General features: G+C 63.7%; 14 protein-coding genes. 7 read left to right on the top strand and 7 right to left on the bottom strand.

Going from position 1 to position 11,066, the window contains the following annotated elements:
• The first annotated feature begins 189 nt into the window (after positions 1–189).
• The 7 genes from AC1DUU_RS02290 (at position 190) to AC1DUU_RS02260 (ending at position 4,698) form a co-directional block, all read left to right on the top strand.
• Positions 190–1,176, top strand: coding sequence for an ABC transporter permease (locus AC1DUU_RS02290; RefSeq protein ID WP_476781791.1), 987 nt, complete (start codon positions 190–192; stop codon positions 1,174–1,176).
• Positions 1,173–2,000 (top strand): ABC transporter permease, encoded by an 828-nt coding sequence (locus AC1DUU_RS02285; protein WP_476781790.1) that lies wholly within the window; start codon positions 1,173–1,175, stop codon positions 1,998–2,000. The genes AC1DUU_RS02290 and AC1DUU_RS02285 overlap by 4 nt, the downstream gene beginning before the upstream one ends.
• A complete protein-coding gene (locus tag AC1DUU_RS02280; protein ID WP_476781793.1) occupies positions 1,997–2,752 on the top strand; it encodes an ABC transporter ATP-binding protein in 756 nt (251 codons plus the stop codon). The genes AC1DUU_RS02285 and AC1DUU_RS02280 overlap by 4 nt, the downstream gene beginning before the upstream one ends.
• The gene (locus AC1DUU_RS02275; RefSeq protein WP_476781789.1) at positions 2,749–3,540 is read left to right on the top strand and encodes an ATP-binding cassette domain-containing protein; all 792 of its coding nucleotides are present in this window, start codon (positions 2,749–2,751) and stop codon (positions 3,538–3,540) included. The genes AC1DUU_RS02280 and AC1DUU_RS02275 overlap by 4 nt, the downstream gene beginning before the upstream one ends.
• Complete coding sequence (locus tag AC1DUU_RS02270) at positions 3,537–4,040, top strand: L-2-amino-thiazoline-4-carboxylic acid hydrolase (RefSeq protein WP_476781788.1); 504 nt, start codon at positions 3,537–3,539, stop codon at positions 4,038–4,040. The genes AC1DUU_RS02275 and AC1DUU_RS02270 overlap by 4 nt, the downstream gene beginning before the upstream one ends.
• Positions 4,041–4,136: 96 nt before the next feature.
• Complete coding sequence (locus AC1DUU_RS02265) at positions 4,137–4,325, top strand: YegP family protein (protein ID WP_476781787.1); 189 nt, start codon at positions 4,137–4,139, stop codon at positions 4,323–4,325.
• 118 nt (positions 4,326–4,443) lie between these two features.
• Positions 4,444–4,698, top strand: a complete 255-nt coding sequence (locus AC1DUU_RS02260; protein WP_476781786.1) for a GlsB/YeaQ/YmgE family stress response membrane protein — start codon at positions 4,444–4,446, stop codon at positions 4,696–4,698.
• Positions 4,699–4,755: 57 nt separating this feature from the next.
• On the opposite strand, the gene AC1DUU_RS02255 is transcribed toward AC1DUU_RS02260, so the two are convergent.
• From AC1DUU_RS02255 to AC1DUU_RS02225, 7 genes are all read right to left on the bottom strand, one after another.
• On the bottom strand, positions 4,756–6,117 hold the full coding sequence (locus AC1DUU_RS02255) for a sensor histidine kinase (RefSeq protein WP_476781785.1): 1,362 nt from the start codon (positions 6,115–6,117) through the stop codon (positions 4,756–4,758).
• The gene (locus AC1DUU_RS02250; protein ID WP_476781784.1) at positions 6,104–6,781 is read right to left on the bottom strand and encodes a winged helix-turn-helix domain-containing protein; all 678 of its coding nucleotides are present in this window, start codon (positions 6,779–6,781) and stop codon (positions 6,104–6,106) included. The genes AC1DUU_RS02255 and AC1DUU_RS02250 overlap by 14 nt, the downstream gene beginning before the upstream one ends.
• 79 nt (positions 6,782–6,860) lie before the next feature.
• Positions 6,861–7,385: a cytochrome b gene (locus AC1DUU_RS02245; RefSeq protein ID WP_476781783.1), complete on the bottom strand. Its 525-nt coding sequence runs from the start codon at positions 7,383–7,385 to the stop codon at positions 6,861–6,863.
• Between the two features lie 92 nt (positions 7,386–7,477).
• Complete coding sequence (locus AC1DUU_RS02240) at positions 7,478–8,275, bottom strand: COG4705 family protein (protein WP_476781782.1); 798 nt, start codon at positions 8,273–8,275, stop codon at positions 7,478–7,480.
• A 56-nt stretch (positions 8,276–8,331) separates the two neighbouring features.
• Positions 8,332–8,598 (bottom strand): hypothetical protein, encoded by a 267-nt coding sequence (locus tag AC1DUU_RS02235; RefSeq protein ID WP_476781781.1) that lies wholly within the window; start codon positions 8,596–8,598, stop codon positions 8,332–8,334.
• A gap of 252 nt (positions 8,599–8,850) precedes the next feature.
• Complete coding sequence (locus AC1DUU_RS02230; RefSeq protein WP_476781780.1) at positions 8,851–9,138, bottom strand: DUF2218 domain-containing protein; 288 nt, start codon at positions 9,136–9,138, stop codon at positions 8,851–8,853.
• Positions 9,139–9,598: 460 nt separating this feature from the next.
• Positions 9,599–10,981: an FAD-binding oxidoreductase gene (locus AC1DUU_RS02225; protein WP_476781779.1), complete on the bottom strand. Its 1,383-nt coding sequence runs from the start codon at positions 10,979–10,981 to the stop codon at positions 9,599–9,601.
• Between the last annotated feature and the right edge of the window lie 85 nt (positions 10,982–11,066).

Below are 11,066 nucleotides of genomic sequence, written 5' to 3'. Positions count from 1 at the left end.
CCCCTCCCCACAAGGGGGAGGGGGACTTGCTGCCGTGCGCCCTTCAATGGGGTGGCTGTTTGTCTTGGCACATCAAGTGGTGCGGGAATTCCCCTCCCCCTTGTGGGGAGGGGCTAGGGGTGGGGGTCGGCTTTTCCAACGGAAGTATTGCGTGGCGCCACTCCCCCAAACCGGGAGAGGGATACCGCGATGAACCGCGCATTTCGCCTTCTGCGGCGCCGGCTGATAGGCAGCGTTCCGGTGCTGCTGATCGTTGTCGTCGGCTCGTTCCTGTTGCTGGAGGCAGCGCCCGGCGATGCTGTCGACGCCTATATCGCTTCGGTCGGCGGCGACGCTGGTATGATCGAGGCGCTGCGCCAGAGCTGGGGGCTAGATGCTTCGCCGGCGACGCGGCTTGCCGCCTATCTCTGGTCGCTGCTGCATCTCGATCTCGGCCACTCGGTGGCCCTTTCGCGGCCGGTGCTATCAGTGGTGCTGGAGCGGCTGCCCAACACGCTTTTGCTGATGGGCAGCGCGACCGCACTGTCGTTCTTCCTGGGCTCAGCACTCGGCATCGTCGCCGGCTCGCGGCCCGGCAGCTTTCGCGACCGGTTCCTGTCTATCGGTTCGCTGGCGCTCTATGCCGTGCCCGGCTTCTGGCTGGCATTGGTGCTGACCATTGTCTTCTCGGTCCAGCTGCGCTGGCTGCCGCTCTCCGGCATGGAAACCATCGCCTCGGGCAAAGCCGGTTTTTCGCGCGCGCTTGATATCGCCCGACATCTCGTGCTGCCGGTGACGAGCCTCGGCATCATCTATCTCGCGCTCTACCTGCGCATGATGCGCGCCGGCATGGCCGAGGTCTGGCGGATGGATTTTACCCTTGCCGCGCGTGCCCGGGGCATCGGCCGGCGCCGCATCGTCTGGCGTCACGTCGCGCGCAACGCGCTTTTGCCGCTGGTCACCATGCTTGGCCTGCAATCGGCGGCGATGCTCGGCGGCAGCGTCGTGATCGAAAGCGTGTTTTCCATTCCCGGCCTCGGCCGGCTGGCGCAGGAGGCGGTCGGCGCGCGCGACACGCCGCTGCTCATCGGCATCATCCTGGTCAGTGCCGTGCTGGTGATCTTCATCAACCTTGTCGTTGACCTGCTTTATGCGGTGCTCGATCCGCGTGTCGGCGCAAGCGAGGTGAGCGCATGACGCTGTCCCGCTTGACCCGATCGCCGGAGGCTGTCGCCGGCTTCGTCATTCTAGGCTGCCTGTTGTTGATGGCGTTGGCAGCGCCAGTGCTGTTTCCACGCGATCCGCTGTCGATTGCCGGTCCAGCCTTGCTGCGGCCGTTTCAGGATTGGGCGACCCCGCTCGGCACCGACAGGCTTGGCCGCGACGTGCTGGCCGGGCTGTTTCATGGCGCCCGCACCTCGCTTGCCGTCGGGCTTGCGGCGGCCGCCGCTTCGATCCTCGTCGGTAGTGTCGTCGGCACCGTCGCCGGCTTTGCCGGCGGGCTTGTCGACGAGGTGCTGATGCGCATCACCGACGCGTTCCAGACCGTGCCGGGTTTCCTGCTGTCGCTGGCGCTGGTCAGTGTCGTTGGGCCCTCGCTCGGCGTTGTCGTGGTGGCGATCGCGCTCAGCGCCTGGACCGGGCCTGCGCGCATCGCGCGCGCCGAAGTGCTGTCGATCCGCGAACGCGATTATGTCGCCAGCGCCAGGGTGATCGGCATGCATCCCCTCGAGATCGCTTTCCGCGAGGTGCTGCCCAACGCGCTGCCACCGGTGCTGGCGCTGTCGTCGGTGATCGTGGCAGCGGCGATCCTGACCGAGGCGGCACTGTCGTTCCTCGGCCTTGGCGATCCCAACCGCGTGACCTGGGGCGGCATGATCGCGGAGGGCAGGGCGGTGCTGCGCTCAGCACCTTTCTTGTCGATCATCCCGGGCATCGCCTTGGTGCTCGCCGTGCTCGGCGTCTACCTCGCCGGCGAAGGCATCGTCGAAAGTTCGGCCACCAGGCGGGGGAACGCCTGATGGCGCTGCTCAGTGTGCGCGGGCTTGGCGTCCGCTACGGCAATGATGTCCTGGCGCTTGAAGGTGTCGACCTGGACCTCGATGCCGGAGAACGGCTGGCTGTCATCGGCGAAAGCGGGTCGGGCAAGAGCACGCTCGCACGCGCCATCGCCGGGCTTTTGCCGCCCGCTGCCAAGGTCGAGGGCAGCGTCGCTTGGCCGGAGCTTGGGCGGGTGGCGCGAAACGGACGCGATATCGGTTTCGTTTTCCAGGATCCGGCATCGAGCCTCGATCCCGTCATGAATGTTGGCGACCAGGTCGCCGAGGTGGTCCATGTCAATCTCGACATGACATGGCCCGCAGCGCGGCGCCTGGCGGTCGAACTGCTCGACAGGGTCAAGCTGCCGGAGCCTGCGGCAACCGCGAAAGCCTACCCTCATCAGCTTTCCGGCGGCCAGAAACAGCGCGTGGCGATTGCAGCAGCGATTGCCGCAGGGCCACGGCTGTTGATCGCCGACGAGGCGACCAGCGCGCTCGACACCATCGTGCAGGCCGAGATCGTTTCGCTGATCCGGGGACTGGTCGACGAGGACGGCATGGCGCTTTTGTTCGTCAGCCACGACATCGCGCTGGCTGCGAACCTCGCCGACCGCATCGCCGTGTTCCGGCATGGGCGCCTGGTCGAGACGGGCACCGCGGCATCGCTGATTGCGGCACCCACCAGCGACTACACCCGCGCGCTGCTCGATGCGCATCTGGGGCTCGACGCATGACCGCGCCGCTGCTTGAGGTCGCGGGCCTGTCGAAATGCTTTGCGCGTGGCGGCAAAAACTTTGCCGCGCTCGACGGCGTAGGCTTTTCGATTGCGGCGGGCGAGACACTTGCGCTGGTCGGTCCCTCCGGCAGCGGCAAGTCGACGGTGGCGCGCATCTTGTTGCGGCTCGTCGAGGCCGATGCGGGCAGCGCCCGTTTCGATGGGGAAGATCTCCTGGCGCTGCGCGGTGCTGCGCTGCGCGCGGTGTGGGCGAAGCTGCAGATGGTGTTCCAGGACCCGCAGGCGGCTTTCAATCCGCGCGCGACGGTGGCGCGTCTGCTCGACGATCCGCTGCGCATTCATGGTGTTGTCGACAGAGGCGGGAGGCCCAAGGCGATTGCCGCGCTGCTGGAACGCGTCGGGCTGTCGGCCGAACTCGCCGGCCGCGCCGTGCACGAAATCTCGGGCGGGCAGCGCCAGCGCGTGGCGATAGCACGCGCGATTGCCACCAAGCCGTCGCTGATCGTGCTCGACGAGGCGGTGTCGGCGCTGGATGTTCTGGTGCGCGCCGACATGCTGCGCCTGCTCGCCGATCTGCAAAAAGACCAAGGCATCGCCTATCTTTTCATCTCGCACGATCTCGGCGCGGTGCGTGCCATCGCCCACCGCATCGCCATCATGGATGGCGGCAAGATCGTCGAACAGGGCGCGGCCCGGGCGGTGATCGAAAGCCCAGCTTCCGCGACCGGCAAGGCGCTGGTTACTGCCACGCCCAAACTGCCGCGTGCCAAGGAGAATGCATCGTGACCGATCCCGCCTTAAGGGCCGAAAAGCTCGCCGCCGAACTCGATGCCGCTTTTCGCAACCGCGCCGACCTCTACCGGCTGATGCTGGACGAACTCGCCGCCGAGTTCGGCGACGACAAGGCCGAGGCGATCCTGGTGCGGGCGATCGAAAAGCGCGGCCGCGAGGTCGCCGAGGTGGCCTTCGCCCAGTTCGGGCCCAACGACGCGCGCGCCATCGGTGAGGCCTTTCTGGCGGTCAGCCCCGATGGCGGGCGCATGTATCCGACCGATGTCGAGCGCAGCGACAGCCACATCGCTTTCAAGGTCAAGCGCTGCCCGCTCAAGGATGCCTGGGTGGGCGCTGGTGTCGCCGACGACAAGCTGGCCACGCTGTGCCGGATCGCGGGTGCTTTCGACCGAGGACTGTTCGAGGCAACCGGCATTCGCTTCGACAATGTCACCTGGACGCCGGGCCACGGCTCGGGCTGCTGCCACATCTGCCTGACCGACCGGGATGGCTGAACAAGCCAAGGTTGCGCACGATGGACTTGGGCCGCCCGATCATGCGACGATTCTTCCACCGGCGTGAGTCGTGGGCCGGCAACATGAGGCAAGGCGATGTATAAGTTCGAGGTCTACAAGGACAAGGGCGGCGAGTTCAGGTTCCGCTTCAGGGCGTCCAACGGCGAGGTGATGTTCGGTTCGGAAGGCTATGCGGCCAAGGCATCGGCGCTGAAGGCGATCGAATCCATCAAGAAGAACGCACCAACTGCTGCCGTCGAAGACCAGACCACGGCCATCGCCTGATTTTGGAGCGCCGCGTGTCCATGTGGGCACGCAAAGGACGTCGTTGAACCTGCGCATCGTATTTTTCCGAAAACCCATGCCGGTATTCGGGCCGACGCRCTAAACCAGGAGAGATCAAATGGGTATCGAAAGCCTTCTTGTCTTCCTTATCGTCGGTGCGGTCGCCGGCTGGCTCGCGGGCCAACTCGTCAAGGGCTACGGCTTCGGCCTGCTCGGCAACATCGTCGTCGGTATCGTCGGCGCGCTGATCGCGGGCTGGCTGTTTCCGTTCATCGGTATCGGCCTGGGCTCGGGCATTGTCGGGGCGATCATCCACGCCACAATTGGCGCGGTGATCCTGCTGGTGTTGCTCAGGCTGGTAAAACAGGCCTAGCGGAAGCCACCAACAAAAAGCCAACGAGGCGGCCCCGGTTACTTCGGGCCGCCTTTTTCAACTACGCATGGGGAAGGCGATAGTGACCTTGAGGCCTGGATGGTTGTCGTCGAGCTTCAGTGTCGCGCCATGCAGATCGGCGATGGCGCGAACCAGGCTGAGGCCTAGCCCGCTGCCCGGCGTCGTGCGGCTCTTTTCGGTGCGATAGAGACGCTGGAACACCTTTTCGCGCTCGACCGGCGCAATGCCGGGACCATTGTCGCAGATCTCGGTGACCACCATGTCGCCGAGATTCTTGGCCGACATGGTGATACGCGTTCCCTCGGGGCAATGGCGGATGGCGTTCTCGACAAGATTGGCGAACATCTGGACGAGCAATTCGTGGTCGCCAGAGATCGGATGAAGACCTCTAAAGTCGCCCGAGGCGGCCAGGACCTTGCCATCGTCTTCGGCGACATCGGCGTAGATTTCGGCGATGAAGCTCATGATCTCGTCGAGATCGATGGCCGCGAACCGGGCCTTGCGTGAACCTGCCTCGATCTGGGCGATGCGCAGCAGCGCATCGAAGGTTTCGTTGATGCGGTCGCTTTCGACGCGCGCGTCATCAAGTTCCTCGTTGACTGGCTTGCCTCGCTCATTTTTGCCGATGGCGGTGTCGATGGTCATCTTGAGCCGGTTGAGCGGCGTCTTGAGGTCATGGGCGATATCGGTGCTGACCTGCTTCATGCCCTCCACAAGGGCCGCAAGCCTTTCCAGCGCGGTATTGATCTGGCTTGAAACAGCGTCGATGTCGTCGCCATTGCCGGTCAGCGGAATGCGCGAACCGAGCTTGCCGTTGGAGACGTCGTCCATGGTGTCGCCGATGCTGTCGAGGCGGCGGCGGATACGGGCGGCGAGGAATGCGCTGAGCGCGAAGGCCGTGACCGTGATGATGGCAAGCGCCCAACCCATGCTTTTCAGCGCGATCAGTGCCAGCCGGTCCGTCTCGGCGAGGCTGAGCCCCACCGACAGCCAGTTGTTGCCGACCTTGCCGGAGACGATGCGGTAGTTGCCGTCGCCGCTCAGTCCGGCTTCTTCGGCCGAAAGCATCGAAAGGCCGCTTGCGGTGGGGGGCTTGGTGAAATTGCCCGCAAGGCGTTTGCCGGCGGGGTCGAGCAGGACGAAAATCCGGTCCTCGGGGTTGGAGAGCCGCGAATAGATGTCGACCGCGCCGACAATGTCTTCGAGGTCTCCGTCGGCATCGGTTGCGGCGACGACCGCCCAGATTTCGCGCGCCGAATTGTCGAGCCCGGTCGACAGCTCGGTTCTCATCAACTGGTAGGCAATGAAGCCCATGGCCAGGAAGGCGCTGACGAACAGGGTTCCGAAACCCAGCGCCAGACGGAACGGCGTGCTGCGAAACAGGTTAGGTCGGAGCATGCAGGCTATAGCCTGTGTTGCGCACGGTATGCAGCAAGGGCGCGTCGAAGGGACGGTCGATCTTGGCGCGAAGCCGGCTCATATGGGTTTCTACGACACTGGTCTTGGGATCGAAATGCAGGTCCCAGACGCGCTCGAGCAGCATTGTGCGGGTCAGCACGCGGCCCTCGTTGCGCATCAGGATTTCGAGCAGCTTGAACTCGCGCGGCTGCAGTTCGATCGGCTGCCCGCGCCTGGTGACGCGCCGCTTGATCACATCGAGTTCGAGATCAGCGACTGCCAGCACGGTCTTTTGATCCTGCACCGGCGGCCGGCGCGACAGCGCGTTGACCCGCGCCAACAGTTCGGAAAAGGCAAAAGGCTTGACCAGATAGTCGTCGCCTCCGGCTTCGAGCCCTTCGACACGGTCGTCGACCCCGCCGATCGAGGTGAGAAACAGCACCGGCGTCTTCACATTGGCCGCACGCAGCGCCTTGACGAGGGAAAGCCCGTCGAGATTGGGGATCATCCGGTCCATGACCAGCACGTCGTAGGCGGTTCGCATCGCATGAAACAACGCGTCCTGGCCATCGCCGATGACGTCGCAGAGATGCCCTGCCTCCGAAAACCCTCTGGCGGTGTAGTCGGCGGTCTTCCTGTCGTCTTCAACGACAAGTATGCGCATGCTGTCTTGCCCCGCTCCGCGTCGTCCAGCCATCAGCCTCATAGGGCCGGTCGTAGGGTGCTGTAATAGCACTTCGTGGTCATTCCGTGGAAGCCGGTGAGGCAGGCGACGCGCCAGGCGCCAGCATCCTGCGCAGCGTGCCGTCCTTGAGCACGAAATGATGGAACAAAGCAGCGGCGGCATGAACGCCGATCAGCACGATGAATGCCGGCTTGGCGAGGGCATGCACATCGCCTATCCAGGGCAAGGCGTAATAGGCAATCAGACCTGTGACGGGCGTGACGAACAGCAAGCAATAGAAGGCCACGTGAGTGACCCTGGCGGCAAGAGTCATCCAGGCGGGCGCCGCCGGTTCGACCGGCGGGACGCCTAGCGTAGCGCGCAGGCCGAGCCGCAGAATGATGAGTGCAAGGATCGCGAGGCCGACCCAATAATGAGCGGATGCAAGCGTCTGGTCGGCGGACGAAGCCTGGACGCCGTCGGCGATGGCGTCGACGGCCGCTGTCATGCTTTCACCGAACACCAATTGGAACAGCACCAGCGCCGCCACCATCCAGTGCAGGCCGATCTGGAGCCGGTAATAACCTGATTTCGAAGGGCGCATACAAACCATCCTATTGCTTGGTCGGAATTCAAATGACCCGACGGGGGAGATGCCCCCGCCGGGGATTTACAAAGCGCGCAAGGCAAAGCCTGTCATTCAGGCGCGGCATTGCCTGCTGCTGCGTTGATGCCGCTCCGGCTTGCCTGGGTGAATGTCATGAACAGGATCAATGCTGCGATGCCGACGAGGAAGATGAAGCTGGTCACGGTCGTTCCGAAATCGAGGCCGCCATGTTCCCCCGGTTGCGCAAACAGGTCGCCAAGCGACGCGCCCCATGGTCTAGTCAGGATGTAGGCGAGCCAGAAAGCCAGGATGCCGTTCAGATTGAGCGCGTAGTAGGCAAAGGCGATCGCGGCGATGATCGAGCCGAAGATGACACCGGTCTGCAGGTAGCCGAGGCCCAGTCCTTCGGCGGTCAGATCGCCGGCGGCGGTTCCGAGCGCGAAGGTGAACAAGACCGCGAGCCAGTAGAAGGTTTCGCGCCTGGTGGTGGTGATGCTGTGGATCGACAGAGTCCTTTCCGACGCGTACCAGAGCGTGAAAGTGGCCGCCAGCAAGACGCTGAAGAGCAGCGTCGTCGTTTGCAGGCTGACGCCGAAATTGTCGACAAGATTGTCCGTCACCAGCGTGCCGACGACGCTGATCAGCACCACTGTCACCCAGTAGATCCACGGAACGTAGCGGAACTGGGCGAATTGCAGGGCCAGGGCTGCGATCAGAAGACCGCTCAGGATCCACGATGTGGTCGCCAGGCCCATATCGAGGTCGAGGTTCATGTAATCGGCGGCTGTTTCGCCGACGGTCACCGCCAGCAGCTTGATCAGCCAGAAGTCGAATGTGACCGCAGGGACCTTGTTTAGCATCTGCGCACGGTTAGTTCGCGTCGTCATGACGTTGTTCCTCGTTGCAGGGACTGTTGGGGAAGATGCGGGGGGAGGTGCTGGCGCTATTTGCCGAGCACCTGCAGCGCTTGTTGAAAGAATGCGTCGGCACCGGCATCGTCGTCGGCCTTGCAGCGCTCAAGGCCCTTGCCCTTGAGGTCGACGGCCTTGGCCTTTTCGGTGTCGGCTGCTTTCGTCGCCTTCATCGCGGCATTGACGTCGCTCAGCATCTGTTCGCACGGTACCGGAGCGGTGGCAGCCAGGGCGAAAGTGGGAATCGAGCCGAGAGCGGCGGCGAGTGCAAAGGCAGCGACAGCAAAAGATTTCGTCATATCCATCATCCCGTTGGAAGCCGGAAGGTCCGGCTGTTTTGACAATTTCCGGCCCGAGAGGTTTGGCCGGCAGGGAGATGTCTAAGGTGCCGAGGTCTACTGGTCCTGTCTGAGGCCATACGGTTTTGTAAGAAACGCAATCCGGTCTGCGACAAGGTGAAGGCGAACGCCTTCATCGAACCGCAATGCGCCGTCTTCGCCGGCATCAATTTCCGGTTCGCCCTCGGCAAGTAGAAGCCGCTACCCGTCAGCCTAGTTCGGGTCGACTGGCTTCCAGTCGAAATGCAATTCCTCGCGGAACGCGAAACGCACGATATGGTCGACCACGACCTGCTCAAGTCGCGGCAGGTCGGCTGCCTCCAGTTCGACCGTCAGGGCTGAATCGCCCGCGCTCAGATCGATCAATCTTCCTTCGCCAAGATCGATGCGTCCCTGGACAGGCGAGAACTCGACTTCGAATTTGTGGCCCCAGTGCTTGCAGAGTTGCTGCAGGTAGCGGCTTGCATGTTTTGTTGTGACAACAGCTTTTGACTTGGGCATCGCGCCTGGTTCCTTGTTTCGCCTGCTTCGAATGTCCGGCCCGACGGTTGCATTTGTAATCTTTGCGGGCGGTTTGCCATCTCGAATTTTTATGCGGTCCGGGCTTACTCTTCATCGAACCGAGATGAAAAACCTGCTCGACAAGCTCGCGGAAGGACCGGCGGCGAACCGGACTCACGGAACAGCCACCGACCTGCCGGTGACAATAATCGGATCGGAGCTTGAAGCGCTAGCGGTGCAGAGGGCAGCGCTGTTGGCCTACGACACCGATTTCAAGGGTTATGCCCTCACAGGCACCAGCCTGGCAACGCGGTGCAGATTTGCGCTGCGAGAGCCGATATTTTCGGCCGCCCGCCGCATGGCGAACAGCAGGGCCGCTGCACGCGGCCCTGGTTTTCTCATGCGACAAGCCTGTCCGCCCTCGGACGTGGACCCAAGGACGGACAGGCTCAGCTTCGGCTTATGGCCGGATGTTCTGGTTGACCCGGAAGAGGTTCTTCGGATCGTATTTGTGCTTGGCTGCGGCGAGCCGCCCATAATTGGCGCCATAGGCGGCACGCACGCGCGCCTCGCCCTCATCGTCCATCATGAAGTTGATATAGGCGCCGCCATGCGCATTGTGCTTGTGCACCGCCGCCCAATACGCGCCAGCCCAGCGCTTCAGCTCCGGCGCCTTGCCAGGGTCGGGATCGATGCCGGCGATAACCATCGACCAGCGGGCTCGCCGCGCACCCCAGGCGGTTGCATCAGCAGCCACGTCGTGGACCGCTCCGTCGATGGGATAGAGATGCATCAGCGACAGCTCGCTCGGGCTCTTCGAGCCGTGCTCGACATGGGCAGCGATTGCCRCATCGGACAGCTCGTCGACATAGTCGCCCTTCCAGTACCACTGCAGCCCCTTCGGCAGCAGTGGATCGAACAACGCCTGGAGGCCGACGAAGGGCACCTGCATCATGCCGTCCATCAGCGGCTTGGGCAGCGCGTCGCGGGCGGGCTGCATCGCCTGGATGCCGTCCTCCTCGGTGCCGTTGTAGCAGCTGATGAGCGCACAGATCCGCTTGCCCCAGATCTCGCGCGGGAACGGATCGCAGGAGGGCACCGTCTTGATCCCGAAGAACATCGCGAGTTCACGCGGCGCTTTCGGCAGGAAGCCGCGATACCAGCGCATGATCTCGGCGGCATGGGCGATGTCGTAGAAGATCGGCCCGGCATAAACGTCCTTCGCCGGATGCGCCTGGAATGTGAAGCGCGTCACGACGCCGAAATTGCCACCGCCGCCGCGTAGCGCCCAAAACAGCTCCGGATTTTCGTCCTTGCTTGCCGTGACAACGCTGCCGTCGGCTAGCACGACCTCGGCGGCAAGCAGGTTGTCGATGGTGAGCCCGTGCTTGCGCGTGAGATAGCCGGTGCCGCCGCCCAGCGTCAGTCCGGCGATGCCTGTCGTCGAGACGATGCCCGCCGGGACCGCAAGCCCGTGCTCGCTGGTGGCGCGGTCGACGTCGCCTTGGGTGCAGCCGGCCTCGACGTGGACCGTGCGCGTGGCGGGATCGATATCGATCCGCTTCATCGGCGACATGTCGATGACCATGCCGCCGTCGCAACTGCCGAAGCCCGGACCGTTGTGGCCGCCGCCGCGAATGGCAACGAGCAATTGCTTGTCTCGGGCATGATTGACGGCGGCGACCACGTCGGCAACCTCGGCGCAAGGGACGATCCAGCGCGGCCGCTTGTCGATCATGGCGTTGTAGAGCGTGCGAGCCGCGTCATAGTCTGGGTGATCTTGGCCGATGAGGCTCGCGCGGAGCCGCTCGGGAAAGTCAGGCGAAGCAGTTGACTTCAGCATTTTGAACTCTCGTGTTTCGGAGCAAAACGCATCAGCGCCTCGGCCAAGAGGTTTTTGTCCTGGCGGTCAGTCATTGCGTTTCGCC

The organism is Aminobacter sp. P4_H6_2 (assembly GCF_056400805.1).
The sequence above is the reverse complement of the archived record's forward strand: the minus strand, read 5'-3'. Positions and strand labels throughout refer to the sequence as shown.

Bases quoted from the DNA above. Each gene is read 5' to 3' on its own strand.
- AC1DUU_RS02245 (WP_476781783.1), bottom strand. From the start codon at position 7,385: ATGCGCCCTTCGAAATCAGGTTATTACCGGCTCCAGATCGGCCTGCAC.
- AC1DUU_RS02250 (WP_476781784.1), bottom strand. From the start codon at position 6,781: ATGCGCATACTTGTCGTTGAAGACGACAGGAAGACCGCCGACTACACC.
- AC1DUU_RS02290 (WP_476781791.1), top strand. From the start codon at position 190: ATGAACCGCGCATTTCGCCTTCTGCGGCGCCGGCTGATAGGCAGCGTT.
- AC1DUU_RS02235 (WP_476781781.1), bottom strand. From the start codon at position 8,598: ATGACGAAATCTTTTGCTGTCGCTGCCTTTGCACTCGCCGCCGCTCTC.
- AC1DUU_RS02275 (WP_476781789.1), top strand. From the start codon at position 2,749: ATGACCGCGCCGCTGCTTGAGGTCGCGGGCCTGTCGAAATGCTTTGCG.
- AC1DUU_RS02255 (WP_476781785.1), bottom strand. From the start codon at position 6,117: ATGCTCCGACCTAACCTGTTTCGCAGCACGCCGTTCCGTCTGGCGCTG.
- AC1DUU_RS02230 (WP_476781780.1), bottom strand. From the start codon at position 9,138: ATGCCCAAGTCAAAAGCTGTTGTCACAACAAAACATGCAAGCCGCTAC.
- AC1DUU_RS02260 (WP_476781786.1), top strand. From the start codon at position 4,444: ATGGGTATCGAAAGCCTTCTTGTCTTCCTTATCGTCGGTGCGGTCGCC.
- AC1DUU_RS02285 (WP_476781790.1), top strand. From the start codon at position 1,173: ATGACGCTGTCCCGCTTGACCCGATCGCCGGAGGCTGTCGCCGGCTTC.
- AC1DUU_RS02240 (WP_476781782.1), bottom strand. From the start codon at position 8,275: ATGACGACGCGAACTAACCGTGCGCAGATGCTAAACAAGGTCCCTGCG.
- AC1DUU_RS02265 (WP_476781787.1), top strand. From the start codon at position 4,137: ATGTATAAGTTCGAGGTCTACAAGGACAAGGGCGGCGAGTTCAGGTTC.